This window comes from Pseudonocardia humida (assembly GCF_023898865.1).
Lineage (GTDB): Bacteria > Actinomycetota > Actinomycetes > Mycobacteriales > Pseudonocardiaceae > Pseudonocardia > Pseudonocardia humida.
On record NZ_JAGSOV010000045.1, the window covers coordinates 1 to 23584 of the forward strand.

The 23584-nt window shown below is 74.7% G+C and carries 27 protein-coding genes; 12 read left to right on the forward strand and 15 right to left on the reverse strand.

Annotated elements, in window-relative coordinates; translation table 11 throughout:
* Window positions 1–21: 21 nt before the first annotated feature.
* Both KDL28_RS21560 and KDL28_RS21565 read left to right on the forward strand, forming a co-directional pair.
* A complete protein-coding gene (locus KDL28_RS21560; RefSeq protein ID WP_308216040.1) occupies window positions 22–660 on the forward strand; it encodes a sensor histidine kinase in 639 nt (212 codons plus the stop codon).
* Window positions 648–1280, forward strand: coding sequence for a response regulator transcription factor (locus KDL28_RS21565; protein WP_252441270.1), 633 nt, complete (start codon window positions 648–650; stop codon window positions 1278–1280). Before KDL28_RS21560 ends, KDL28_RS21565 begins: the two co-directional genes overlap by 13 nt.
* Before the next feature lies 1 nt (window position 1281).
* Here KDL28_RS21565 and KDL28_RS21570 read toward each other — a convergent pair whose 3' ends face one another.
* The 10 genes from KDL28_RS21570 to ychF form a co-directional block, all read right to left on the reverse strand.
* Window positions 1282–2520, reverse strand: coding sequence for a ferredoxin reductase family protein (locus tag KDL28_RS21570; RefSeq protein WP_252441271.1), 1239 nt, complete (start codon window positions 2518–2520; stop codon window positions 1282–1284).
* A gap of 3 nt (window positions 2521–2523) precedes the next feature.
* Window positions 2524–2859, reverse strand: coding sequence for a hypothetical protein (locus tag KDL28_RS21575; RefSeq protein WP_252441272.1), 336 nt, complete (start codon window positions 2857–2859; stop codon window positions 2524–2526).
* A gap of 104 nt (window positions 2860–2963) precedes the next feature.
* Window positions 2964–3800, reverse strand: coding sequence for an MBL fold metallo-hydrolase (locus KDL28_RS21580; protein WP_252441273.1), 837 nt, complete (start codon window positions 3798–3800; stop codon window positions 2964–2966).
* 85 nt (window positions 3801–3885) lie between these two features.
* Window positions 3886–4734, reverse strand: coding sequence for a DMT family transporter (locus KDL28_RS21585; RefSeq protein WP_252441274.1), 849 nt, complete (start codon window positions 4732–4734; stop codon window positions 3886–3888).
* Window positions 4731–4976: a hypothetical protein gene (locus KDL28_RS21590; protein WP_252441275.1), complete on the reverse strand. Its 246-nt coding sequence runs from the start codon at window positions 4974–4976 to the stop codon at window positions 4731–4733. Before KDL28_RS21590 ends, KDL28_RS21585 begins: the two co-directional genes overlap by 4 nt.
* A 171-nt stretch (window positions 4977–5147) precedes the next feature.
* On the reverse strand, window positions 5148–5558 hold the full coding sequence (locus KDL28_RS21595; protein WP_252441276.1) for a type II toxin-antitoxin system VapC family toxin: 411 nt from the start codon (window positions 5556–5558) through the stop codon (window positions 5148–5150).
* Window positions 5555–5827 carry a type II toxin-antitoxin system Phd/YefM family antitoxin gene (locus KDL28_RS21600; RefSeq protein ID WP_252441277.1) on the reverse strand — a complete coding sequence of 91 codons (273 nt, stop codon included), beginning with the start codon at window positions 5825–5827 and terminating at the stop codon, window positions 5555–5557. The genes KDL28_RS21595 and KDL28_RS21600 overlap by 4 nt, the downstream gene beginning before the upstream one ends.
* 531 nt (window positions 5828–6358) lie before the next feature.
* Complete coding sequence (locus KDL28_RS21605; protein ID WP_252441278.1) at window positions 6359–6973, reverse strand: hypothetical protein; 615 nt, start codon at window positions 6971–6973, stop codon at window positions 6359–6361.
* A 31-nt stretch (window positions 6974–7004) separates the two neighbouring features.
* Window positions 7005–8009: a helix-turn-helix domain-containing protein gene (locus tag KDL28_RS21610; RefSeq protein WP_252441279.1), complete on the reverse strand. Its 1005-nt coding sequence runs from the start codon at window positions 8007–8009 to the stop codon at window positions 7005–7007.
* Window positions 8010–8200: 191 nt separating this feature from the next.
* Window positions 8201–9274: a redox-regulated ATPase YchF gene (gene ychF / locus KDL28_RS21615; RefSeq protein WP_252441280.1), complete on the reverse strand. Its 1074-nt coding sequence runs from the start codon at window positions 9272–9274 to the stop codon at window positions 8201–8203.
* A 113-nt stretch (window positions 9275–9387) separates the two neighbouring features.
* Between ychF and KDL28_RS21620 the strand changes: the two genes are divergently transcribed.
* Together KDL28_RS21620 and KDL28_RS21625 are read left to right on the forward strand one after the other, a co-directional pair.
* Window positions 9388–10575 carry a phosphotransferase gene (locus KDL28_RS21620; protein WP_252441281.1) on the forward strand — a complete coding sequence of 396 codons (1188 nt, stop codon included), beginning with the start codon at window positions 9388–9390 and terminating at the stop codon, window positions 10573–10575.
* A 93-nt stretch (window positions 10576–10668) separates the two neighbouring features.
* On the forward strand, window positions 10669–10974 hold the full coding sequence (locus KDL28_RS21625) for a hypothetical protein (RefSeq protein WP_252441282.1): 306 nt from the start codon (window positions 10669–10671) through the stop codon (window positions 10972–10974).
* 112 nt (window positions 10975–11086) lie between these two features.
* Here the strand turns inward: KDL28_RS21625 and KDL28_RS21630 are convergent, their stop codons facing one another.
* From KDL28_RS21630 to KDL28_RS21640, 3 genes are read right to left on the reverse strand one after another with little or no spacing between them, the layout of a single operon-like run.
* Window positions 11087–11752, reverse strand: coding sequence for a response regulator transcription factor (locus tag KDL28_RS21630; protein WP_252441283.1), 666 nt, complete (start codon window positions 11750–11752; stop codon window positions 11087–11089).
* Complete coding sequence (locus tag KDL28_RS21635; protein WP_252441284.1) at window positions 11749–13296, reverse strand: sensor histidine kinase; 1548 nt, start codon at window positions 13294–13296, stop codon at window positions 11749–11751. Before KDL28_RS21635 ends, KDL28_RS21630 begins: the two co-directional genes overlap by 4 nt.
* A complete protein-coding gene (locus tag KDL28_RS21640; RefSeq protein WP_252441285.1) occupies window positions 13283–13576 on the reverse strand; it encodes a hypothetical protein in 294 nt (97 codons plus the stop codon). Before KDL28_RS21640 ends, KDL28_RS21635 begins: the two co-directional genes overlap by 14 nt.
* A 129-nt stretch (window positions 13577–13705) precedes the next feature.
* On the opposite strand from KDL28_RS21640, the gene KDL28_RS21645 reads away from it, so the two are divergent.
* From KDL28_RS21645 to KDL28_RS21660, 4 genes are all read left to right on the forward strand, one after another.
* Window positions 13706–15187, forward strand: a complete 1482-nt coding sequence (locus KDL28_RS21645; protein ID WP_252441286.1) for a DNA-3-methyladenine glycosylase 2 family protein — start codon at window positions 13706–13708, stop codon at window positions 15185–15187.
* Window positions 15184–15687, forward strand: a complete 504-nt coding sequence (locus KDL28_RS21650; RefSeq protein WP_252441287.1) for a methylated-DNA--[protein]-cysteine S-methyltransferase — start codon at window positions 15184–15186, stop codon at window positions 15685–15687. The genes KDL28_RS21645 and KDL28_RS21650 overlap by 4 nt, the downstream gene beginning before the upstream one ends.
* A 323-nt stretch (window positions 15688–16010) precedes the next feature.
* Window positions 16011–17594, forward strand: coding sequence for a DNA recombination protein RmuC (locus tag KDL28_RS21655; protein WP_252441288.1), 1584 nt, complete (start codon window positions 16011–16013; stop codon window positions 17592–17594).
* Complete coding sequence (locus KDL28_RS21660; RefSeq protein ID WP_252441289.1) at window positions 17591–18325, forward strand: DUF6542 domain-containing protein; 735 nt, start codon at window positions 17591–17593, stop codon at window positions 18323–18325. Before KDL28_RS21655 ends, KDL28_RS21660 begins: the two co-directional genes overlap by 4 nt.
* On the opposite strand, the gene KDL28_RS21665 is transcribed toward KDL28_RS21660, so the two are convergent.
* On the reverse strand, window positions 18249–19211 hold the full coding sequence (locus KDL28_RS21665) for a 4-hydroxy-3-methylbut-2-enyl diphosphate reductase (RefSeq protein WP_252441290.1): 963 nt from the start codon (window positions 19209–19211) through the stop codon (window positions 18249–18251). The genes KDL28_RS21660 and KDL28_RS21665 overlap by 77 nt on opposite strands.
* A 159-nt stretch (window positions 19212–19370) precedes the next feature.
* Here KDL28_RS21665 and KDL28_RS21670 point away from each other — a divergent pair, with 159 nt between their 5' ends.
* From KDL28_RS21670 to KDL28_RS21680, 3 genes are read left to right on the forward strand one after another with little or no spacing between them, the layout of a single operon-like run.
* Entirely contained in the window at window positions 19371–20057 is a 687-nt protein-coding gene (locus KDL28_RS21670; protein ID WP_252441291.1) for a lipid droplet-associated protein, read from the forward strand.
* On the forward strand, window positions 20054–21358 hold the full coding sequence (gene xseA / locus KDL28_RS21675; protein WP_252441292.1) for an exodeoxyribonuclease VII large subunit: 1305 nt from the start codon (window positions 20054–20056) through the stop codon (window positions 21356–21358). The genes KDL28_RS21670 and xseA overlap by 4 nt, the downstream gene beginning before the upstream one ends.
* Window positions 21355–21561, forward strand: coding sequence for an exodeoxyribonuclease VII small subunit (locus KDL28_RS21680; RefSeq protein ID WP_252441293.1), 207 nt, complete (start codon window positions 21355–21357; stop codon window positions 21559–21561). The genes xseA and KDL28_RS21680 overlap by 4 nt, the downstream gene beginning before the upstream one ends.
* 32 nt (window positions 21562–21593) lie before the next feature.
* Here KDL28_RS21680 and KDL28_RS21685 read toward each other — a convergent pair whose 3' ends face one another.
* On the reverse strand, window positions 21594–22220 hold the full coding sequence (locus KDL28_RS21685; protein WP_252441294.1) for a DUF4245 domain-containing protein: 627 nt from the start codon (window positions 22218–22220) through the stop codon (window positions 21594–21596).
* Window positions 22221–22397: 177 nt separating this feature from the next.
* Between KDL28_RS21685 and glpX the strand changes: the two genes are divergently transcribed.
* A complete protein-coding gene (gene glpX, locus KDL28_RS21690) occupies window positions 22398–23462 on the forward strand; it encodes a class II fructose-bisphosphatase (protein WP_252441295.1) in 1065 nt (354 codons plus the stop codon).
* Window positions 23463–23584: the final 122 nt, after the last annotated feature.

The window sequence follows — 23584 nt, forward strand, 5'->3', positions numbered from 1 at the left end:
GGGGGGGTGTTTTTTGTGGGGGTGGGTTGGGGGGGTCGCCCCCCCCGAACCCCCCCCCCCACCACCCGGGGGCTCGCCCAGGCCCTCGACGACCAGCGGCGGCGCATCGAGCGCGACCTGCACGACGGCGCGCAGCACAGGCTCACGGCCGTCACGATGGCGCTGGGTGTCGCCCGCATCGAGGACGACGCGCCTGCGGTGCGCGCCCAGGTCGAGCGCGCGTACGACCAGGCCCGGCTGGCGCTCGCCGAGCTGCGCGAGCTGGTGCACGGGATGCACCCGCAGGAGCTCGGCGCCGGGTTGGGGCCCGCGCTCGCCGCACTGGCCGAGCGGTCACCGGTCCCGCTCGACGTCCAGGTCCACCTGTCCACCCGCCCACCCCCCGCCGTCGAGGCCGCGGCGTGGTTCGTCGCGACCGAGGCCGTGACGAACATCGCCAAGCACAGCGGGGCCGGCCGGTCGTGGATGCGGTGCACGCAGCGGGCCGGCGTGCTGCACGTCGAGGTCGGCGACGACGGGCGCGGCGGTGCCGACCCGCTGGCCGGCACGGGTCTCGCCGGCCTCGCGGACCGGGTGACCGCGCTCGGCGGGCGGCTGCGGCTGCGCAGCCCCGCGGGCGGGCCGACCGTGCTCACCGTGGAGCTGCCGTGCGCGCGGTGATCGCTGAGGACGCGGTGCTACTGCGCGACGGGCTCACCCACATCCTGCAGCGCTGCGGGTGGGACGTCGTCGCCGCGGTCGGCGACGCGGACGCCCTGCTGGCCGCGGTCGAGCGGGAACGCCCGGACGTGGTGATCACCGACGTGCGGATGCCGCCGCGGTTCGCCGACGAGGGGCTCGTCGCCGCGCTGGAGCTGCGCAGGCGGCGGCCCGGCTTCCCGGTGATCGTGCTCTCCCACCACGTGCAGCACGACAGTGCCGCGGAGCTGGTGCGCAGTGGCGACGGCGTCGGCTACCTGCTCAAGGACCGCGTCGGCGAGGTGGCGGAGTTCGTGGCGGCGGTGGCCGAGGTGGCGGCCGGGGGAACGGTGCTCGACCCGGAGGTCGTGCGCCGGCTGCTCGACCGCTCCCCGGTCGCCGCGCTCACCCCGCGGGAACGCGAGGTGCTCGCGCTCGTGGCCGAGGGCCGGTCGAACGCCGCCATCGCCCGCGGCCTCGTGGTCACCGAGGCCGCGGTGGCCAAGCACGTCAACGCGATCCTGACGAAGCTCGACCTGCCGCCCGCGCCCGACGACCACCGCCGCGTGCTCGCCGTGCTCGCGTTCCTGCGCGCCGGATGAGTCAGCGGAACGTCGCCAGCTCCCGGTGGATCGCCGTCGCCGGGACACCGAGGCGGCGGAACCCGGCGGCGAGGCTCGCGGTCATCGGCTCGGGGCCGCACAGGAAGACGTCCACGCCGTCCAGCGGGCCCACCACGGCGGCGATCCGCTCCGCGGTCAGCCGACCCGACGCCGAGGTCACGACGTGGTGCACGCGCAGGTGCTCGCCGGCGTGGCCCTCGATCTCGTCCCGGAACAGCGCGTCCTCCGGGCGGCTGACGGCGTGGAAGAGGTCGACGGAGCGGTCGCCCGGACCGGAGCGCAGCCAGCTGAGGAACGGCGTGATCCCGATGCCGCCCGCCACCCACACCTGCCGCGACCGCCCGCGGGTGTGGTCCAGCATCCCGTAGCCGCCCTCCACGGTGGCCCGCCGGCCGGGCTCCAGCTCCCCGTGCACCCGGCTGGTGAAGCGTCCCGCCGAGCGGATGGTGAGTCGCAGGACGTCCTCCGACGGCGCGCTGCTCACCGTGAACGGGTGCGGCTCCCGCAGGCCGCGCTGGTGCAGCGTCACGAAGACGAACTGGCCCGGCCGGAAGGAGAGCCTGCGCCGCAGGCGCGGCGCCAGGACGACCTCCACCGTCGCCGGGTCGAGCCGGCGCACCGCTCGGACCAGGTAGGACCGCCGCGGCCGGACGAACCGGGCGACGAGCAGGGTGTAGGCGTAGGCGGCGATCCCCGCGCCGTACGCCGCCCACTGCAGCAGGAACGGGCCGGGCGCGGTGTCGACGAGGGAGTCGACGAGCAGGGCGTGCGCCAGGCTCACCACGAAGAAGACCCCGACGAGCCGGTGCGACCGCCGCCAGGCGCCGTAGCGCAGGGTCGGGATGGCGCAGAGCAGCACCAGCACCAGGAACCCGGCGCCGGCGAGCAGGCCGGACGGGGTGCCCCCGGGCGAGGACCCCGTCCACGGGACGGCCGCGACGTGCCCGGCCAGCAGCGCGAACCCGCACTGGCCCGCCCGGCGGTGGGCCCGGTACACGCGGTCCAGCCCGCCGAAGAGACCTTCGAGCCACCGCGCCCGCGTCGCCAACACCAGGGCCGCAGCGAACAGGAGCGCGGCGGTCGACCCGAGGGCCTCCCCCACCACCTGCCGCGCGTACCCCGGCCGGCCGTCGTCGGGTGGTGGGAAGCCCGCCCAGAGCGCGCCGCTCAGCAGCGGGAGCGCTGCGGTGACGGCCGGTCCGATCCGGTCGCGCCGCACGCGTCACCCCCTGGCCCGCGGCCGGGCGGCGACGGCGAACCCGACCGACAGCGCACCCGTGACGACGTGCACGAGGTCGTCGGTGTGCTCGAGCAGTCCGAGCCGGGCGACGAGCCCGAGTCCCACCCAGAGCAGGCCGAGCGCACCGACGACCCCGGGTACCGGCCGTCGAGCGCCCCACAGGAGGAACGCCGCCCCGGACGCCAGGTGCAGCGCGCCGTGCACGTACTCCGGGTGCGCGAACGGCGGCAGGCCCGGGACGGGGACCATGCGCAGGACGCCCACGACCAGGAACCCGACCCCGAGCACGAGCGACCAGACCCGCAGTGCCAGCACCATGGATCGACCTCACCGTGCCGGCCGGCCGGTGTCCCCAGCACAGGCATCCGGATCGGTGGTGGTGCCAGGGCTACCGCCGGTCGAGCGACGCCGTGAACCGATCGTCAGCGGGGCGTCGCGTCGCGTTCGCGTCTTCGGGCGAGGCTTCGGGCTTGCCCCGCGTGTATGTCGCTGACCCATTCCCAGCCGGGCGCGGCCGATGGGCCGATCCGCGGGTCGCTGGGATCCCGGGCGTCACGCAGGGCGTGCACGTACGCGCGGTCCTGGTCGATCCGCGCGCGAACCTGGTCGGGGCCGCCGACCGACCCGTGACCGGGGATGAGGACATCGACGTCGTCCGCCACGTCCTCGAGCAGCCGCAGCCCCGTGAGGTACTCCTCGATCGGGTCATTGGTGCTGTTCCAGTCGTCGAGCATCGGGATGAAGACATCGGACAGCATGTCGCCGGCCACGAGGACCCGGCGTTCCTCGATCAGCAGTGCCGCATGGCCCGGGGCGTGCGCCGGATTCTCGATGATCCGGACGTGCGGGCCCTCCCAAGGAACCCGCGCGGTTCCGGCGGGCAGACCGGTGATGAGGCCGAACGGGTCCAGCGGTATGTCCTCCGCGATCTCTGGCGGTAGCCCCTCGACGACGCGAGCCTTCCAGTCCGCGTTCGACCGCAGATCCCGCATGAAAGCGGCGCAGCGGGCCGTGCCGTAACGGGGCGCTTCTCCGAGCTCGGCGTGCCAGAGCACGTGATCCCAATCAGGGTGCGTCGAGAAGCCCGCCACCACGGACCGGCTCGACTCGCGGAGGTCGTTCGCGAGGCAGCCCATTTCCGCGCCCGTGATCCCGGGGTCGACGAGCAACACGCCGGCCCGGCCCTGGACGACAACGGTGTTGTTCTGGAGTAGCTCGCTCCGGTGGACCAGCACACCTTCCGCGACCTGCGTCAACATGGGGTTCCTTCCGTTCGTGGTCTGCAACTGCTCGTCGGGACAGTTGGTCGGGGAACGACGGCGTGCCCCTCCATCGCCGGTCCGATCAGGCCATGGCCACCAGCCCGACGGACGCTCCGCAGACCAGCAGGCCGAGGCCCTGGCTGAGACGGAACGGCTCGCGCAGCACGGTCGTGGCCAGCAGCACGGTCACGGCGGGGTAGAGCGAGGCCAGGACGCCGACGACGGCGAGGTCGGCGCTGTGGCTCGCGAACAGGAACGCGGCCGTGCCCGCCGTACCGAGCAGCCCACCGACGGCACCCCAACCGGCCGCGCGGAATCCGGCCCGGTCCCGGGGTGCCCACGGCTGCGACAGCAGCCCGGCGACCGCCAGGGTGAACACCGCGCCGACGCCCTGGTTGGCGGCCAGCGGCAGGAGGCCGGCCGACTCCGGCACCTGCGCGAGAGCCACGAACAACAGGCCGAACCCGAGGCCGGCCAGCGCTCCGTCCGCGATCCCGCCCCAGGACCGGCCGGTGCCGTCCGCGACCTCGCGCGAGACGAGGTAGATGCCCGGCAGCGCCACCAGGACGCCGACCCAGGTGAGCACGGCGGGACGCTCGCCCAGGGAAACGCCCACGAACACCGGTACCAGCGCGGCGCCGACGCCGGACACCGGGGCGACCACGCCCATCCGGCCGCGCGCCAGGCCGCGGTACAGGAAGACGGTCCCGACCGCGCTGCCGGCGCCGGCCAGCACCGCCCACGCGAAGTGTTCCGGACGGGCCTGCCCCGGCAGGGCCGAACCGGCGACCAGCATCGCGAGGCCGCCCGCGAGCTGACCGGCGAGGGCGACCGCCCACGGGGAGACACGGCGCGCGGTGAGCCCGCCGACGAAGTCGGCCGCGCCGTATCCGACCGCGGCCATCAGGGCCAGGACGATCCCGATGCTCATGGGCCGATCGTGGCCCGGAAACGGCCTCCTCTGAAGGTCCACTTCGGCCTCGCCACCTCGGACCAATTCGGGTGGGGGTCACCTGGTCGGGGGAAGGGCAGGCGTTGCCGGGGCGGAGCCGCGCCGACCACGCGGGCGAGGGTCTCGGCGAACTCGCGGCTGCGCACCTGCTGCGGCGCGGCGAGGTCGTGGGCGCCCCGCCACCGCTGCTCGGTCAGGGCCCGCAGCACGAACCCGGCCACGTCATCACGGTGGATCCACGGCAGCCCGCCGCGCACACTCGGCCGCTGCGGCGCACATCACCCGCCATGTGCGCCGCGGCCAGGCGGTGCGCGTCGCGATGAGGTCAGGCGGTCGGCCTCGGGCCGCCCGCCACATCGATCAACCCGAGCGGAAGGAGCTCCCTCCAGCCGTCACACCTCGGCGCCGGGCGCCACGACGGCGAAGGAACACCCTCGAGCGGCCTCGGCCAGGCGCTCGTCGTAGGTGACGAACGCGGAGACGTCCTTCCCCGAAGCCACCAACTGGTCGGCAGTCGCCAGGTGGATGGCGTCGAGCGAGCGCAGCACGGGGTCGACGTATGCGGCAGCAGTGGCACGGACCGCGGCGTCCAGCTCGATGCGGTCGATCCGGGCCAACGTCGCCGCCACTGCTGCGAGCACACCGGGATCACTGCGGCGCAATGCACGTGGGACCTCGACTTCCACGAGCGCGGACGCGACCAGCCGTTGGCCAACGCGTTCGTTCAGCCAGCTCACGAGCGCGCGGGTCTCGTCCTCCTCCCGGACCAGCTTGACGAGCGCCGCCGAGTCCAGGTAGATCACCAGCGCTCCTCGTCACGCAGATCCCGCAGCAGCCGGCCCGCCTCGGCGCCTGCCTCGGCCCGGTGGGCGGGCATGGGGATCGGCCCGGCGACGGTGGCGGGAACCACCCGGCCCTGGGCGACCCAGTCGTCGAGCTCACCCACGCCGGCAGGCACGATGCGGCCGATCACGCGGCCATGGCGGGTGATCTCCACTGTCTCGCCGTTCTCGACCCGAGCCAGCACACCTGCCGTGTCCTGGTTCAGCTCGCGTACTGGCACCTGACCCATACCGGCGAAAGTACTACAAAGGTAGGACGACGGTCGTCGTGCTCGGCTGTTCGTCGTCCAGTCACGGCTCGACGTGACGAGCCGATGCGGTGGAACCGCACGACCGGTACAGCCGCGAGCCGCGACTCGCGGAGTGCTCGGGTCTCGACGGCCGCGAGAGCCACCCGCCGCACGGCGTCGATCACGGATCGGGGACCTCGGCCGCGCCAGCGCGGTTCATGTCCCCCACCAGCGAGTAACCGCGCCAACCCCGAGATCCCGGCTCCATCCTCGAGGTCCTGCACGGGCACCGCTCGGGTTCAGCTCATCGGCTCGCCCCGCCCGACAGCGTCCGCCGAGATCTTGAGCTGGAACCCGGCTACACGTTGAAGCGGAACTCCACGGCGTTGCGCCACTGACCAACCTCAACGCCCTCGACGAGTCGCTCGACCAGTCCCGGTCAGTCGACGAGAACTCCTACCAGTAGATCGCCGACCAGGCGGACGTCGTCGATGTCGATGTCCTGGCCTTCTGGGACGGCACGCACCTTGCTCAGCGATCGCTCCGCCGTCTCGTGGAACCATCGTCGTGCATGCAGGAGGGCGTCCGCGCGCAGCTGCCGGTCAGCCGACTCGAGTTGGTCCCGGGAGGTGGATCCGCAGCCCCTGTCGAGCGTGAGCCGCACGATGTCGAGGAGATCCGTCCCCCCTTGGCCGCTCCGCGATTCATGATCGACTGCAGCTTCATCGCGATGAGCGGGCCGGGCTCGGCGACCGCAACCGTCAGCGGCGGCAACTCCTCCACCTCGAGCACCAGATGGGTCGCCGTCGAAGCCGCCCAGGCGTGGGACTGGACGTGGAGCCGGTCGGTCTCGTCCTCGGGGAGCGGATTGAGGTCTGCATCCGTCACCTCCAGGACGTCGACCTGCACATCGCCGAAGGATGTGCGGACGAGCGCCCCCGAAGGCCCGCTCGGTGTCGCGCCGGCCGACACCAGCAGTTCAAGCTGCGGATCCTGATCGACGGCGTGCCGGTCGACCGTGTCGAGGTCGGTCGTCGCTCGGTACGGAGCGGCCAACCGGCACATGACCGCCAGTCCACCGACGAGCACCACCGGACGCCCGGTTTGCTCGGCGACCACGGGTATGGCGCTCACGAGCCGGTTCATCGAGGACCCGCCGAGCACGACGACGCCTGGTTCACCAGACACGGCGCCAGCGGCCCCTCGGCGTCCAGCCGTCAAGGATCTCGCGCCCCCGACCCGGATCCTGGGCGAGATCGAGCGCCACGAACAGTGGATCGGCCAGCGGCCATTCTTCGCTCGCCCACCCCGTGGCGTCCACCCGCCGATCGCACACCATGGAAACCGGGGCCAGGCGTACGCGACCGGCACGCGACGTTGCCGTGACGGCGGACCCGAGCACCTGGACAGCGCGACGGAAGGTGCTCTGGTCGGGGACGTAGAAGTCACGCGGGTGGTCCGCCCGCATTCCGACGGGCGCACCGTAGGCAGCAGCTGCGACCGTGTCGCTCAGCGCCCACCCGGTGGTTGATTCGACGTCGTCGAACCCCAGGTTGAGTACAGCGTTGTCGCGAGCCGGGCCGGGACTCGGAAGAGTGGCCAGGTCGCGGCTCAGCGGCTTCCACTGTGCAGCCAGCTCCCAGAAGAGCGCGGGCACGGCAGGTTTGCGCTCCGTCCCGACGAGACCCGCCGCACGCAAGGCCCGGAAGGAGTCGGAGATCGCACTGGGTGACCGGGACAACGCCTTCGCAGCATCACGGACGCCCACCGTCTTCTCCGGAGCCAGCAGCAGCAGCACCGCAAGTTCGATCCCAACCCGGCCGACGAGCCCCGATCGGTCCGGACCCTGCTCCACCTGCGCGGGAACATCGGCGTCGATGAGTAAACCGGGCCCGGCCAACCTCAGGTGACCACGCAGATCCAGCCAGTTCCACCCGGCCCGCGTCAGTTGGTCACGACCATCGGCCGTGATCCGATCGGCGACGATCACACCCGCCGCGCCCTGTCTGCGCAGATCCGGCCACTGCCGGGCCTGGCCAGGCGCGCTGGCCGCGGTCACCAACGAGACCGGCTTGACCTCCAGGTACATCATCGACCCGTCCGGCAGCACGACAACGACATCGAGGCCAGCTGCGTCCGTCTCGGTTCGTGCCTCGAGCCCCACCGCCTCGGCCGCAGCCACGACCGCTTCAGCGGCGTCGTGCTCAGGGCTACGGGCAGACATGGATCGCAGCCTCCGGTCCGTTCGGCGTACTGTCAATACCGAACACCGAACAGGCGCTGTGACCGCAGCGTCCCGGCCATCTCGTGCTGTCGCCCGTGTTGCCAGCGCCGCGATGACGACCGGAACTCAGACGTTGAAGCGGAACACGATCACACGTTGAACCGGAACTCCACCACGTCCCCGTCCGCCATCACGTAGTCCTTGCCCTCCATCCGCACCTTCCCCGCCGCCTTCGCCGCGCTCATCGAGCCCGCCGCGACCAGGTCGTCGAAGGACACGATCTCGGCCTTGATGAAGCCGCGCTCGAAGTCGGTGTGGATGACGCCGGCCGCCTTGGGGGCGGTGGCGCCGCGGTGGATCGTCCAGGCCCGGGCCTCCTTGGGGCCCGCGGTGAGGTAGGTCTGCAGGCCGAGGGTGGTGAAGCCGGCGCGGGCCAGTGCGTGCAGGCCCGGCTCCTCCTGGCCGATGGACTCCAGCAGCTCGCGGGCGGACTCCTCGTCCAGCTCCAGCAGCTCGGCCTCGACCTTGGCGTCGAGGAACACGGCCTGGGCGGGGGCGACGAGCTCGACGAGCTCCTTGCGGCGGGCCTCGTCGGTGAGGACGCCCTCGTCGGCGTTGAAGACGTAGAGGAACGGCTTGGTGGTGAGCAGGGTCAGCTCGCGCAGCGGCTCGGGGTCGACGCCGGCGCCGAACAGGGTGCGGCCGCTGTTGAGGATCTCGACGGCGGCCTCGGCGGCCTCCAGGACCGGGCGGCGGTCCTTCTGCATCCGGGCTTCCTTGGCGATCCGCGGGACCGCCTTCTCCAGGGTCTGCAGGTCGGCCAGGACCAGCTCGGTCGAGATGGTCTCGATGTCGGACGCCGGGTCGATGCGGCCGTCGACGTGGACCACGTCGGGGTCGTCGAAGACGCGCACGACCTGGCAGATCGCGTCGGACTCGCGGATGTTGGCCAGGAACTTGTTGCCCAGGCCCGCGCCCTCGGAGGCGCCCTTGACGATGCCGGCGATGTCGACGAACGACACGACGGCGGGCACGACCTTCGCCGAATTGTGGATCTTCGCCAGGACGTCGAGGCGGGGGTCGGGCAGCGCGACGACGCCGACGTTGGGCTCGATCGTGGCGAACGGGTAGTTCGCGGCGAGCACGTCGTTGCGGGTCAGCGCGTTGAACAGCGTCGACTTGCCGACGTTGGGCAGGCCGACGATGCCGAGGGTGAGGGACACGGACAACCAGGGTAGTCGCGTCGGGTCCGGGGCCCGCAGCCGCGCGCTGCGGATGAGCGAGCTCTCATCCGGCTCTCACCGGGACCTCCACCGCCGCGCCCAGCCTGGACCCGGTGACCACGGCCCCGCTCACCCTGCTCCTCGGCCCCGAGGCCCCCGCCGTGCTGGCCACGGCCCTGGACGGCTACCGGGGCCGGTTGCACGCCCTGCGCGTCGCGTCGGTGGCCGTGCAGCCGACCGGCGCGGCCGTCGTCCAGTACCGGGCCGACGTCGAACGCGCCGACGGCAGCCGCACGGCCGAGACGCTGGCCGCCACGACCGGCGGGCGCATCCCGTCCGGCGCGGCCGTGCTCAGCGGTGAGCACGACGGGCGGCCCGTCGAGGTCGGGGTGTGGCGGTGGCCGCAGGACCCGGCGCTGCCGGCGCTGGCCGCGGCCACCGACCCGGACCGCCTGCGCGACGCCCTCGCCGCCGCGGGCCTGCCCCGCACCGGCCCGCCGCGGGTCCGGGTGCGGGCCTACCGGCCGGGACGGCGGGCGGTGCTGCAGGTCGACGGGGGCGGACCGCGGCTGTACCTGAAGGTCGTGCGGCCGGCGGCGGTGGACGCGCTGGTGGCCCGGCACGGCCTGCTGGCCGGGCCGGCGCCCGTGCCGCCGGTGCTCGCCGCCACGGCCGACGGGCTCGTGGTGCTGCCCGAGCAGCCCGGCACCCCGGTGCGGGCGCTGCTCGGCGGCGGGGCGCCGCTGCCCTCGCCCGCCGACCTGGACGCGCTGCTCGACGCCCTGCCCCCGGCGCTGGCCGGGCTGCCCTCCCGGCCCGGGCACCTGGGGCGGGTGCGCCACTTCACCGACGTGCTGGCCCTGACCGCGGTCACCGCGCCGGCCGAGCGGGAGGCGCTCGACGCACTGGCCGCCGCGCTGGAGGCGACCGACGCCGGCGCCCCGGCGACCGTCCCGGTGCACGGCGACCTGCACGACGGCCAGCTGCTGGCCGCGGACGGCTCGGTCACCGGCCTGCTCGACGTGGACACCGCCGGGCCCGGCCACCGGGTCGACGAGTGGGCCACGCTGCTGGCCCACCTGTCCGTGCGGGCCCCGCACGAGCGCGACCCCGGACCCGTCCGCCGCTACGGCGCGACCCTGCTGGCCCACGCCGAGGAGCGCGTGGACCGCGCGGCGCTGCGCCCGCGGATCGCCGCGGCCGTGCTCGGCCTGGCCACCGGCCCGTTCCGCGTGCAGCAACCCGGCTGGGCCGCCCACACCCGCGCCCGGCTCGGCCTCGCCGGCCGCTGGCTCGGATGAGAACGGCCTCATCCCGATCTCCCGGAACCCTCACGACCGGCCGGAAGAGTAGCTCCTGTCAACGAAGCACAACGCTCTGAACTGGAGAAGCACATGGCTCTGTGGAAGATCGTCACCCTGGGCGCCGCGCTCACCGGCATCGGTGCGGCCGGCGCCGGGCTGGCGTTCGCCGCCGCAGACGACGATGACGACGAGCGCCGCGTGGACACCCGCCCGGTCGCGGTGAGCGGACCCGCCGCGGAGGCGCCCGCGCCGCTGGCCCCGCTTCCCGGCGACCCGTCGCCGGAGTCGGCGGACTCGCCGTTCGAGAGCCCCGACGACGCCCCGCCCCCCGCCGGCGCCGCCGACGACACCCCCGACGACCCCGACACCACCCCCGACGACGGCGCCGACGACTGACACCCCCTCCCGCGAACGTCAGGAAAGCCACCATCAGGACGTGCGGCGTCCTGATGGTGGCTTTCCTGACTGTGAGAATCGTCGGGGCGGCTGGGGGGAGCACCGGGGCCGGTCAGCCCACGGCGTCGAGCCGGTAGCCCATCCCGCGCACCGTCGCGATCCGCTCGGCCCCGAGCTTGCGCCGCAGGTAGCGGACGTAGACGTCGACCACGTTGGACCCGGGGTCGAAGTCGTAGCCCCAGACGTGGCTGAGCAGCTGCTCACGGCTGAGCACCTGGCCGGGGTGCCGCAGGAACGTCTCGGCGAGCGCGAACTCGCGCGCGGACAGGTCGACGGTCCGGTCGGCGACCGTGGCGCGGCGGGTGCGCAGGTCGAGCCGCAGGCCGCCGTGCGAGAGGATCGTCAGCTCCGGGGTGCGGTCGGGGGCCAGCCGCAGCCGCACGCGCGCGAGCAGCTCCTCGAACCGGAACGGCTTGGCCATGTAGTCGTCGGCGCCGCCCTCCAGCCCGGCCACCGTGTCCTGCACGCTGTCGCGGGCGGTCAGCACGATGACCGGGATCGGGTTGCGCTCGGCGCGCAGCGTGCGCAGCACGCTGAAGCCGTCGACGCCGGGCAGCCCGATGTCGAGCACCATCAGGTCGAAGCCGCCGGTCATGGCGTAGTCGCGGGCCGACGGGCCGTCGCCGACGACGGTGACCGCGAAGCCGTTCGCGGCCAGGCCCTTCTCCACGAACGCGGCGATCCGCGGCTCGTCCTCGGCGATCAGGATGCGGCTCACGACGGCTCCTCGTGCGGGGCGGGGGCGGCGACGGCGGGGACGACGGCTGGGATGACCAAGGTGAAGGCGGCGCCACGACCGGGCACGCTGTCCAGCAGGACCTCGCCGCCGTGGGCGACGGCGATCGCCCGCACGATCGCCAGCCCGAGCCCGGCGCCCTCCGAGCGGGGGCCCGGCCCGGAGCCGCGGGCGAAGCGCTCGAAGATCCGGGCCCGGTCGGCCTCGGCGACCCCGGGACCGGTGTCGGACACCCAGAACCGCAGCCTGCCCTCGCAGAGCTGCGAGCCCAGCGCGATCCGGTCGCCGGGACGGGTGTGGCGGCACGCGTTGTCGGCCAGCGCGACCAGGGCCTGGGTGATCCGCTGCGGGTCGAGGACGGCGTCGACGCGGGCCGCCGTCTCCAGCGCGAACTCGCGGTCGTCGAGCGCGGCGACCTTCACGAACGCGTCCTCGGTCAGCGCGGCGACGTCGGTCGGCGTCGGCCGCAGGAACGCCGGCTGCTCGGAGCGGGCCAGCAGCAGCAGGTCGGAGACCATCCGGTTCATCCGGTCGAGCTCGTCGTCGACCAGCGCCACGGTGCCGCGGACGTCGTCGGGGTCGGTCGGGTCGAGCACGTCGAGGTGGCCGCGCACGATCGTGATGGGGGTGCGCAGCTCGTGCCCGGCGTCGTCGACGAACCGGCGCTGGGCGGCGACGCCGGTCTCGACGCGGTCGAGCATGGCGTTCACGGTGCGCACCAGGTCGCCCAGCTCGTCGCCCTCGCCGTGGTCGGGGATGCGCCCGGACAGGTCGGTCTCGGTGATCGAGCGGGCGGTGGTGGCGACGTCGCGCAGCGGGCGCAGGATGCGCCCGGCCACCAGCCACGCCGCGGCCGCGCCGCCGAGCAGGGTGGCCCCGCCGACGAGCAGCATCAGCTGGGCGGCCCGGTCGGCGTCGGCGCGCTCGGCGTCGGCCAGGTAGGCCGCGACGATCACACCGCGGGCCGGGTCGCCCTCCAGGGTGAGCGGGATGGCCAGGTAGTGGATCTCCCCGGCGGTCGGGCTCCCGTAGGTGCCGCGGGTGGGCTCGGCCACGGTGGCGACCAGCGCCGCGAACGCCGGGTCGCCGGCGAGCAGCTCGGGCGTGCCGGGCTGCTGGCGGCTCTGCGTGCGGTAGGTGCCGTCGACGTAGCCGAGGAACTTCTCGTTGGGCCGGGCCACGTTGTAGGCGATGGCCTCGCCGATCACCTCGTCGACGGTGCCGAAGGGCAGGCCGGTGCGCGGGTTCACGCCGGACGCGGTCAGCTCGGTGAACTCGTCGACCTCGAACCGCAGCCCCTCGTCCATCCGGGCCTCGGTGGCCTGCACGAGCAGCCGCCACGTCACGAACGTCATCACGGCCAGCGCGCCCAGCACGAGCAGCAGGACCCACCCGATGATCCGGGTGCGGGCGGTGAACGGCCGCGCGCGGCGCCACCGCGGGCGGGCCGCGGGGTCGGCCGGGGTGGGCGGCACCGGTGTCCTCGCCGGGTCCCGGCGGCCGCGCCGGGACTCAGTCGTCGTCATCGGGCTCGTCGGTGCCGTCCGCGTCGTCGTCGGGGCCGTCGTCGTCGGGCCCGTCGTCGTCATCGTCGCCCACGGCGGGCGGCGGCGCCACGTAGCCGTCCTCGTCGCGGGGAGCGGGCTCGACCGGCTCCGCCGGTGGCGCGCCGGGCGGCACCCGCGGCGCCTGCACCGTGATGGGCTGCAGCGGGGGCGGCTCCGACCGAACCATCCCGCTGGTCGTGGCCACCGCGATCCCGATGACGACCAGCACCAGGGCCGCGATGACGAGGGGGGCGCGCACGGGGTCGAGCCTGGTCGGTGGGGCGTGGTCGCGCGGTGAGAGCCGGATGAGAGAGCTCTCATCCGGGCCGTCACGGTGGTGTCCGATTCCCGCGAGAAGCGCCGTGGCGGCACTGGCACAGTCGACGGTGTGCTCCTCGACGAAGACTCCTGCTACCGCGCCGTCGCCTCCCGCGACGCGCGCTTCGACGGGCGCTTCATCACCGCCGTGCGCACCACCGGCATCTACTGCCGACCGTCCTGCCCCGCCGTCACGCCCAAGCGGGTCAACGTCGAGTTCCTGCCCACGGCGGGCGCCGCCCAGCAGCGCGGCTACCGGGCCTGCCGGCGCTGCCGGCCCGACGCGGTGCCCGGCTCGCCGGACTGGAACCTGCGCGCCGACCTCGCCGCCCGCGCCATGCGCCTGATCGCCGACGGCGTCGTCGAGCGCGACGGCGTCGCCGGGCTGGCCTGCCGGCTGGGCTACTCCGAGCGCCAGCTCAACCGGGTGCTCACCGCCGAGCTCGGGGCCGGCCCGCTCGCGCTGGCCAGGGCGCACCGCGCGCACACCGCCCGGCTGCTGATCGAGACCACCCCGCTGGGCATGGCCGACGTGGCGTTCGCGGCGGGGTTCGCCAGCGTGCGCCAGTTCAACGACACGGTCCGCGAGGTCTACGGCGTGGCGCCCACCCAGCTGCGCGCGGAGGCCGGTCGCCGGCGCGGCGCGGCGCCGGTCACGGCGGGCACGCTGGTGCTGCGGCTGCCGTTCCGGACGCCGTTCGACGCCGACGGGCTGCTGGCGTTCTTCACCGCCCGCGCCGTCGCCGGCGTCGAGGAGGTCACCGCCACCGCGTACCGGCGCACGCTGCGCCTGCCGCACGGCCCGGCCACCGTCGCGCTCGAACCGCGGACCGCGCACGTGCTGGCCACGCTGCGCCTGGGCGACCCTCGCGACCTCGGCCCGGCCGTGGCCCGCATCCGCAGGCTGCTCGACCTCGACGCCGACCCCCATGCCGTCGACGACGTGCTGGGCGCCGACCCGGCGCTGGCCGCGGCGGTGGCCGAGGTGCCCGGCATCCGGCTGCCCGGCACCGCCGACGGCGCCGAGACGGCCCTGCGCACCGTGCTCGGCCAGCAGGTGTCGGTCGCGGCGGCGCGCACCGCGGCCACCCAGCTGGTCGCGGCGCTCGGCGAGGAGCTGCCGCCCGCGCTCGCCGCCGACGGCCCCGGACTGCTCTTCCCCACCCCCGACGTGATCGCCGAGCGGGGCGGCGAGGTGCTGCGCGGGCCCGCCCGGCGGATCGCGACCGTGCTCGGGCTGGCCGCCGCGATCGCCGACGGCTCGCTCGTGCTCGACGCCGGGCGCGACCCGGCCGAGCTGCGCGCCGCGCTCACCGCGCTGCCCGGCATCGGCCCGTGGACCGCGGGCTACCTGGCGATGCGCCTGCTCGGCGACCCCGACGAGCTGCTGGCGACCGACCTGGGCGTGCGCCGCGGGGCGGAGCTGCTCGGGCTCCCCTCCACCATCGACGGCCTGACCGCGCGCGCCGCGAACTGGACCCCCTGGCGGTCCTACGCCGCCACCCACCTGTGGCGCGCCGCCGCCACCCGCACTCCCCGGAGGACGCCATGAGCACGACCGCGACCTGGTCCACGTTGGACACCCCCGTCGGCCCGTTCACCGCCGTCGTCGACGCCGACGGCGCCGTCCTGGCCTCGGGCTGGACGGCCGCGCTGGACGAGCTGACGCCGCAGGTGCACCCCGCGCTGCGGCCCGCCGAGCTCGTCGAGGGCGACATCGGCGCCGTCGGCACGGCGATCGCCCGCTACCACGACGGCGACCTGTCCGCCGTCGACGCCGTGCCCGTGCGGCAGCGGTCGGGGGTGTTCCTGGAGCACGCCTGGGAGGTGCTGCGCACGATCCCGGCCGGGGCGCCCGTCACCTACACCGAGTACGCCGCCAAGGCGGGGCGCCCGGCGGCGGTCCGGGCGGCGGCCTCGGCCTGCGCCCGCAACGCCGCCGCGCTGTTCGTCCCGTGCCACCGGGTGCTGCGCACCGACGGCGCGCTGGGCGGGTTCCGCTGGGGGCTGCCGGCCAAGCGCTGGCTGATCGCCCACGAGGCGGCCCACTGACCCCCTCCCCGCGCGCCGCCGCCCCGAACCACCGCCCCGAACCACCGCCCCGGACCACCGCTCGGGGCCGCCGCGACCCCTCCCCCGGTTCAGGAAGGCCACCTTGATGGACCCGGAGGTTCAGGAAGGTGGCCTTCCTGTCCCCACAGGGCCTGAAGGTGGCCTTCCTGAACGTCGGGGCGAGCGGGCGGGGCGGGCCAGCGAGCCGGGCAGGCATGGACGCCGACCTCCTCGATCATGCGTTCGACCGTTCGCCGATTCGTCCACCGGAGCCCGGCGCGTCCGCTGCCGATCCCTCGCGGCTCCGATGCACCCTCGGTGACGTGTCGACCACCTCCTTCCCCCTCCTGCTGCTCGGTCTGGTCGTCGGGGCGCTGCTCGGCGCCGGTGCCGCCTGGCTGGTGCTGTCGACCCGGGCCAAGGTCGCGGCGGCCGACGCGGGCAAGGCGGCGGCCGACGCCTCGGCGATGGCCCGCGCCGACGCCGCGGGGCTGCGCGCCGAGCGGGCGGGCCTGCTGGAGCGGCTGGCCACGCTCACCGAGCAGCACGAGCGCGCGGTGGACGAGGCCCGCCACGCCCAGACCGAGGCCGCGGCGGCGCACGCCGCCCTGCGCGGCGAGCGGGAGGCCTCCGCGCAGCGCGAGGAGCTGCTGACCCGCCGCGACGCCGAGCTCAAGGAGGCGTTCCGGGCGCTGTCGGCCGACGCGCTGGCCCGCAACAACGAGCAGTTCGTGGCGCTGGCCGAGGGCCGCATCAAGGAGGCCACGGCCGCGCTGCGGGCCAAGGCCGACGGCGATGCGGTCGCCCGGGAGAAGTCGATCGGCACGCTGCTCGACCCGATGGCGGCCACGCTGGCCAAGGTCGAGGGGCAGCTGCGGGCGGTGGAGAAGGAGCGCGAGTCGGCCTACGCGGGGCTGCGCGAGCAGGTGATCGCCATGCGGTCCAGCTCCGAGCGGTTGCAGGACGAGACCAAGCAGCTGGTCAACGCGCTGCGCGCGCCGCAGGTCCGGGGCCGCTGGGGCGAGCTGCAGCTGGAGCGGATCGTGCAGCTGGCCGGCATGGTCGAGCACTGCGACTTCTCCACCCAGGTCGTCGGCCACGGCGAGGACGGCGGCGTGCGGCCCGACATGGTGGTGCGGCTGGCCGGTGGCAAGCAGGTGGTGGTCGACGCCAAGGTGCCGTTCGCGGCCTACCTGGAGGCCGTGGAGAGCCGCGACCCCGACGTGCACCGCGAGCGGCTGGCCGCGCACGCCCGCCAACTGCGCCAGCACGTCGACGCGCTCAGCGCCAAGAGCTACTGGGAGGCGTTCGCGCCCTCGCCGGAGTTCGTGGTGCTGTTCGTGCCCGGCGACCCGTTCCTGGAGGCGGCGCTGCAGGCCGACCCGTCGCTGATGGAGTACGCCTTCGCCAGCAACGTCGTGATCACCACGCCGACGACGCTGATCGCGCTGCTGCGCACGGTCGCATACAGCTGGCGCCAGGAGGCGCTGGCCCGCAACGCCGCCCAGGTGCACCAGCTGGGCAAGGAGCTGCACAGCAGGCTGGCCACCATGGGCACGCACGTGGCCAAGCTCGGGCGCAGCCTCGACACCGCGGTGAGCAGCTACAACCAGACCGTCTCCTCGCTGGAGGCGCGGGTGCTGGTCACCGCGCGCAAGCTCACCGACCTGGCCGTCGCCGACGGCGAGCTGGCCGAGCCGGGCCAGGTCGAGCGCACCCCGCGGACGATCTCCGCGCCGGAGCTGGTGGCGTCCGCGGCCGACTCGCTCATCGCGCTGCACGGGGTCGTGCGCGCCGAGCCCGCGGCCCGCGACGCCGACGACGACCCCGGAAGGGGTGACGCGGGCCATGACGAGCGGACCGGTCAGGGCGGGTGGCCGGAGGGCAGGGCTACCGTGACGGGATGACCGCGCGTGACGTCCGGCCGGCCGGCGGGCGCTGGCCCATGCCGGAACGGTCCGTCCTGGGCAGCGTGCTCGGGCTGCCGCCGGTGGGCGCCGTCGGCCTGGCCTCGGTGCTCACCGCGGTCGGCGTGTTCGTCGACCTGATGCGCATCGGCAGCCTGGGCATCGTGTTCACCGTCTGCTTCGTGGCCGGCTGCGTGCTCGCGGTGGCGTGGGTGCGCCGGGGCGGGCTGTTCGGGCCGATGGTGCAGCCGCCGCTGCTGGTCGGCATCGCGGTGCCGGTGATCGTGCTGCTGGCCGGCACGCCCGCGCCCGGCGCCGGGATGGCCGAGCAGCTGCTGGTGATCGGGGCGCCGCTGGTCAACGCGTTCCCGATCATGGCGTGGACCACCGGCGCGGTGCTGCTGCTGGGGCTGGCCCGGCTGGTCGTGCAGCGGCCGCTGACCGGCAGGCCCGCCAAGGTGCGGCCCGCCCGGAAGTCGTCGACCGCACCGGGCAAGCCCCCGGCGAAGGGATCCGGGAAGCCGCAGGCGAACCGATCCGGCAAGCCGCCCGCGACGGCGGCGGAGGGCAAGAAGCCCACCGGCGCCCGCAAGCCGGGCGCCGAGCGCGCGGGGGCCGACGACGAGGACGCCGCGCGGCCCCGGCGCGAGGGCGCTAGCGAGCGGCGCCGGCCCGGCGCGGACGGAGCTCGCGGGGAAGGGAGAACGTCAAGGTCTCCTCGGCGGTCGTGACCTCCTCAACCGACTCCCAGCCGCGCTCGGCGAGGTGCTCGAGTACCCCGCGGACGAGCACCTCCGGCACCGAGGCGCCGCTGGTCAGGCCGACCGTCTCGACGCCGTCGAGCCAGCTGTCGTCGATCTCGCGGGAGTAGTCGATCAGGTGCGCGGCGCCCGCCCCGGCCTGCAGCGCGACCTCCACGAGGCGCACCGAGTTCGACGAGTTGCGCGAGCCCACGACCAGCACGAGGTCGCAGTGCGGGGCCATGGCCTTGACCGCGACCTGGCGGTTCTGGGTGGCGTAGCAGATGTCGTCGCTGGGCGGGTTCTGCAGCGTGGGGAAGCGCTCGCGCAGCGCGTGCACCGTCTGCATGGTCTCGTCGACGCTGAGGGTGGTCTGCGACAGCCAGATGACCTTCTCCGGGTCGCGCACCGTCACCCCGGCGATGTCGGCGGGCGACTCGACCAGCTGGATGTTCTGCGGCGCCTCCCCGGCGGTGCCCTCGACCTCCTCGTGGCCCTCGTGGCCGACGAGCAGGATGTCGTAGTCCTCGCGGGCGAACCGCTTGGCCTCCTGGTGCACCTTGGTCACCAGGGGGCAGGTGGCGTCGATGGTGCGCAGGTTGCGCTGCTGGGCCTGCTCGCGCACGGCCGGGGAGACGCCGTGGGCGGAGAACACCACGAGGGCACCCTCCGGCACCTCGTCGGTCTCGTCGACGAAGATCGCGCCGCGCTCGCGCAGGGTCTCCACGACGTGCACGTTGTGCACGATCTGCTTGCGCACGTAGACCGGGGCGCCGTGCTGGTCGAGCGCCCGCTCGACCGCCTCCACCGCGCGGTCGACGCCGGCGCAGTACCCGCGGGGCTTGGCCAGCAGGACGCGCTTGCTCGATTCGGGCATGGCACCCAGCGTACGTGCGCCGCCCCCGCCCGATCGCGGCGACGAGTCCGGCGCCACGAAAGTGGAGGTCACGGGGGATCGTCACGGGGATCGTCACGGGGATCACAGCCGCGGACGGTCGAAATGGGGAAGTCGGTGCGCATGGGGAACACTGGGCTCATGGACGACAGGGACTCCGAGCGGAACAAGCCGCTGCCGCTGCCGGTGCGGATCGCCGCCGGCCTGGTCGCCACGGCCTTCGAGCAGGCCAAGGACCTGCCGCGGACGGTCGTCGAGCTGCCGGTGACGGCGGTCAGCCAGGTGCTGCAGGCCTCGATGCGCGTGCAGCAGAAGGTCACCGAGCTGGCCATCAAGGGCGACCGCGCGCTCGGCGCGCTGCGCCCGGTCGAGGAGAAGCCCAGCTGGGCCACCTTCGACGAGGACCTCCCGCCCCGGCGCAACGGGCGCAGCAGCAGCGTCACCGAGCTGCGCCCGCAGGCGCGCCCCGAACCCGAACCCGACCCGGCCCCGCCGTCGGCGGGGATCGCCGCGCAGGCCACCGCGGCGGCCGCCGCCGGCACGGCGACCCTGGAGCCGACCGACGAGGACCTCCCGTCGGCCCCGCCCGCCGCGGCCGACCTGGCCGGCTCCCCCGAGCCCGGCTCCGCGCCCGCCCCGGCGGGCGACGCGGGCCCGAACATCCTGCCCGGCTACGCAGACATGACGATCCCGCAGCTGCGCGGGCGCCTGCGCCGCCTCAGCGCCGACGACCTGCGGACCCTGCTCGACTGGGAGCTCGCCAACGGCAACCGCCCGCCGTACGTGACCATGCTGACCAACCGGATCAGCACGGTCACCGCGGAGTGACGGCACCGCCGACCGCGGAGCGGCCGTGGCCGGTGCGCACGGTCGCCCGCAAGATCGCCGAGTGGGTCGACCGGCTCGGCGCGGTGTGGGTGGAGGGCCAGCTGGCCCAGGTCACCGCCCGGGCCGGCACCGGCACCGCGTTCCTGGTGCTGCGCGACCCGGCCGCGGACGTGTCGTTGCAGCTCACCGCGCCCATCGGGCTCGTGCGCGACGGCGGCCCCGCGGTGGCCGAGGGCAACCGCGTCGTCGTGCACGGCAAGCCGTCGTTCTTCCTGGGCCGGGGCACGCTGAGCCTGCGCGTGGACGAGATCCGCGCGGTCGGGATCGGCGAGCTGCTGGCCCGCATCGAGCGGCTGCGCAGGCTGCTGGCCGCCGAGGGGCTGTTCGACCAGGCCCGCAAGCGCCGCCCGCCGTTCCTGCCCGGCTGCATCGGGCTGGTCACCGGGCGGGCCTCGGCCGCCGAGCACGACGTGGTGACCAACGCGCAGGCCCGCTGGCCGGCGGCGCGGTTCCGGATCGAGTCGGTCGCCGTGCAGGGCGCGCTGGCGGTGCCGCAGATCGTCGACGCCCTGCGCGTGCTCGACCGCGACCCCGACGTCGACGTGATCGTGCTGGCCCGGGGCGGGGGCAGCGTGGAGGACCTGCTGGCGTTCTCCGACGAGACGCTGTGCCGGGCCGTCGCCGACTGCCGCACGCCCGTCGTGTCGGCGATCGGGCACGAGCCCGACACACCCCTGGTCGACCACGTCGCCGACCTGCGCTGCTCGACCCCGACCGAGGCCGGCCGCAGGCTGGTGCCCGATCTGGCCGAGGAGACCGCCCGGATCGCCGGGCTGCGCGACCGGGCCCGCCGCGCCCTGGCCGGCTGGGTCGACCGCGAGGAGCGCCTGCTGGCCGCGCTGCGCGGGCGCCCGGTGCTGGCCGATCCGCTGCGCATCCTCGACGCCCGCGCGGAGGAGGTCGCCCGGCTGCGCGAGTCCGGGCGGGCGTGCCTGGTCCGCGGGCTCGACCGGCGGGCGGGCGACCTCGAGCACGTGCGGGCCCGGCTGACGACGCTCGGCCCGGCCGCCACCCTGGCCCGCGGCTACGCGGTGGTGCAGCGGGTGCCGGCGGGCGAGGACGCGGTGGACGGTTCCGGGGCGCCGCTGCCGGTGCTGCGGTCGGTGGGCGAGGTCGCCCCGGGCGACCGGTTGCGCATCCGGGTGGCCGACGGGGCGGTGGCGGCCGTCGCCGCCGAACCGGGTACGAAGGGCGCGGCGCCCGCGGAGCGCCCCCGCCGAACGAGAGCGAGCACGTCATGACCGAGCGCCCGGCCGTGGACGCGTTGGGCTACGAGCAGGCCCGCGACGAGCTGGCCGAGGTCGTGCGCGCGCTGGAGGCGGGCGGGCTCGGGCTGGACGAGTCGGTGGCGCTGTGGGAGCGCGGGGAGGCGCTGGCCCGCCGCTGCGAGGAGCAGCTGGCCGGGGCCCGCGAACGCGTCCAGAAGGTCCTCGACGGGTCGTGAGCGGAAGGCGGTGCCAGCGCACCGTTCTCCACTCACGACCCCTGATCTGCTGGTTCTCCGGTGGCGAGGGCGGTGGCCAGTGCGGCGAAGTCGTCATCGGAGCCGCTGCCGGTGATCAGGGCGCGGCTCGGGGCCTCCCCCGCCAGCTCGGCGATCCAGATCGGCTCCTCGTCGTCGCGGGCGTAGACGACCCAGCGCAGGCCAGCGATCTCCCGCACGCCTGTGCCCGGCACCGGCTCGGGGCCGGTCTCGGTGCCCAGCAGCCCGGCCTCGTCGGCGTCGGACTGGACGACCCGCAGGTAGCGGCCCTCCGGGGTGAGGTACCCCACGCGGACCGCCCGCCGGGAGTCGGTGGCGCCGTCCGCGCCCACGCGGTCCTGGTCGACGTTGTTGGACCGCCACCCCTCTGGGACGTCGGGCACCCGCACCGGGAACGGCACCGTGCGCGCGATCGGGGCCAGCTCGGCGGCCACGTCGACCACCGGCAGCCGCGACGAGTCGATCGTCGGCCCGCCGGGTGAGAACGAGCACGCCCTGGTGAGCCCGCCGAGCAGCAGGATGACCGGGACCAGCACGGCCAGCGCGACCAGCATGTCGCGCACCGACAGCGCCGAGCGCGGCGGCTTCGACGGCGGGCCCGGCTGCTGATCGCTGCTCACGCCGTCATCGTCCCAGACCGCTGCTCCGCCACCCGGGCGTGCGCCTGGTCTCATCACGCCCGATCCGCCATCGACGGCCGCCCGCGACCGCGTCCGGTCTGCCAGGATCGGGCGATCCCCACGTCCCGCCGACCGGCGCCGCGAGTGCAACGCCCGTGGGAGAAGGAGGCCGCCGAGATGACCACCGCCAGCCAGCAGGAGCGCCGCCGCGAAGCCCCCGACCGCAACCTCGCCATGGAGCTGGTGCGGGTGACCGAGGCGGCCGCGATGGCGGCCGGGCGGTGGGTCGGTCGCGGCGACAAGAACGGCGGCGACGGCGCGGCCGTGGACGCCATGCGCCACCTCATCGGCAGCGTGTCGATGCGCGGCGTGGTCGTGATCGGCGAGGGCGAGAAGGACGAGGCGCCCATGCTCTACAACGGCGAGGAGGTCGGCAACGGCGAGGGCCCGTGGTGCGACGTGGCCGTCGACCCGATCGACGGCACCACGCTGATGGCCAAGGGCATGCCCAACTCGGTCGCCGTGCTCGCGGTCGCCGAGCGCGGGGCGATGTTCGACCCGTCCGCCGTGTTCTACATGGAGAAGCTCGCCGTCGGCCCGGAGGCGGCCGACGCCATCGACATCACCAAGCCGGTCGCGGAGAACATCCGCGGCGTGGCCAGGGCCAAGGGCATCGGCGTGGCCGACGTCGTGGTGTGCGTGCTCGACCGCCCCCGCCACGCCGAGCTGGTCAAGGAGATCCGCCGCACCGGGGCGCGCATCCACTTCATCTCCGACGGCGACGTCGCCGGGGCCATCTCCGCGGCCCGCCCGAACACCGGCGTCGACCTGCTCTACGGCGTCGGGGGCACGCCGGAGGGGATCATCACCGCCTGCGCGATGAAGTGCATGGGCGGGGCGATGCAGGGCAGGCTGTGGCCGCGCGACGACGAGGAGCGGGCCAAGGCGCTGGCCGCCGGGCACGACCTCGACCGGGTGCTGACCACCGACGACCTCGTCCGGGGCGACAACGTGTTCTTCTGCGCCACCGGCGTCACCGACGGCGACCTGCTGCGCGGGGTGCACTACCGGGCCGAGGGGTGCACCACCCAGTCGATCGTCATGCGGTCGAAGTCGGGGACGGTGCGGATGGTCGACGGCTACCACCGGCTGAGCAAGCTGCGCGAGTACTCCAGCATCGACTTCGAGCTGTCCGAGGCGCAGCTGGAGGCCGTCGAGCACGCGGCGCCGCCGCTGCCGTGACCCGATCCTCACCGGACCCTGATCGTTCCGTTCCCGACCGGAACGAGACAGATGTTTTCAGTTCGGTAGTTTCGGTCACTCGATCGGGAGTGTTCTGCGCCACTGTCCGGGCTTGATCGTCC

Bases quoted from the DNA above. Each gene is read 5' to 3' on its own strand.
- KDL28_RS21635 (WP_252441284.1), bottom strand. From the start codon at position 13,296: ATGACGACGACTGAGTCCCGGCGCGGCCGCCGGGACCCGGCGAGGACA.
- KDL28_RS21580 (WP_252441273.1), bottom strand. From the start codon at position 3,800: ATGTTGACGCAGGTCGCGGAAGGTGTGCTGGTCCACCGGAGCGAGCTA.
- KDL28_RS21680 (WP_252441293.1), top strand. From the start codon at position 21,355: ATGACCGAGCGCCCGGCCGTGGACGCGTTGGGCTACGAGCAGGCCCGC.
- KDL28_RS21665 (WP_252441290.1), bottom strand. From the start codon at position 19,211: ATGCCCGAATCGAGCAAGCGCGTCCTGCTGGCCAAGCCCCGCGGGTAC.
- KDL28_RS21600 (WP_252441277.1), bottom strand. From the start codon at position 5,827: ATGGGTCAGGTGCCAGTACGCGAGCTGAACCAGGACACGGCAGGTGTG.
- KDL28_RS21605 (WP_252441278.1), bottom strand. From the start codon at position 6,973: ATGAACCGGCTCGTGAGCGCCATACCCGTGGTCGCCGAGCAAACCGGG.
- KDL28_RS21575 (WP_252441272.1), bottom strand. From the start codon at position 2,859: ATGGTGCTGGCACTGCGGGTCTGGTCGCTCGTGCTCGGGGTCGGGTTC.
- KDL28_RS21650 (WP_252441287.1), top strand. From the start codon at position 15,184: ATGAGCACGACCGCGACCTGGTCCACGTTGGACACCCCCGTCGGCCCG.
- glpX (WP_252441295.1), top strand. From the start codon at position 22,398: ATGACCACCGCCAGCCAGCAGGAGCGCCGCCGCGAAGCCCCCGACCGC.
- KDL28_RS21660 (WP_252441289.1), top strand. From the start codon at position 17,591: ATGACCGCGCGTGACGTCCGGCCGGCCGGCGGGCGCTGGCCCATGCCG.
- KDL28_RS21670 (WP_252441291.1), top strand. From the start codon at position 19,371: ATGGACGACAGGGACTCCGAGCGGAACAAGCCGCTGCCGCTGCCGGTG.
- KDL28_RS21625 (WP_252441282.1), top strand. From the start codon at position 10,669: ATGGCTCTGTGGAAGATCGTCACCCTGGGCGCCGCGCTCACCGGCATC.
- KDL28_RS21585 (WP_252441274.1), bottom strand. From the start codon at position 4,734: ATGAGCATCGGGATCGTCCTGGCCCTGATGGCCGCGGTCGGATACGGC.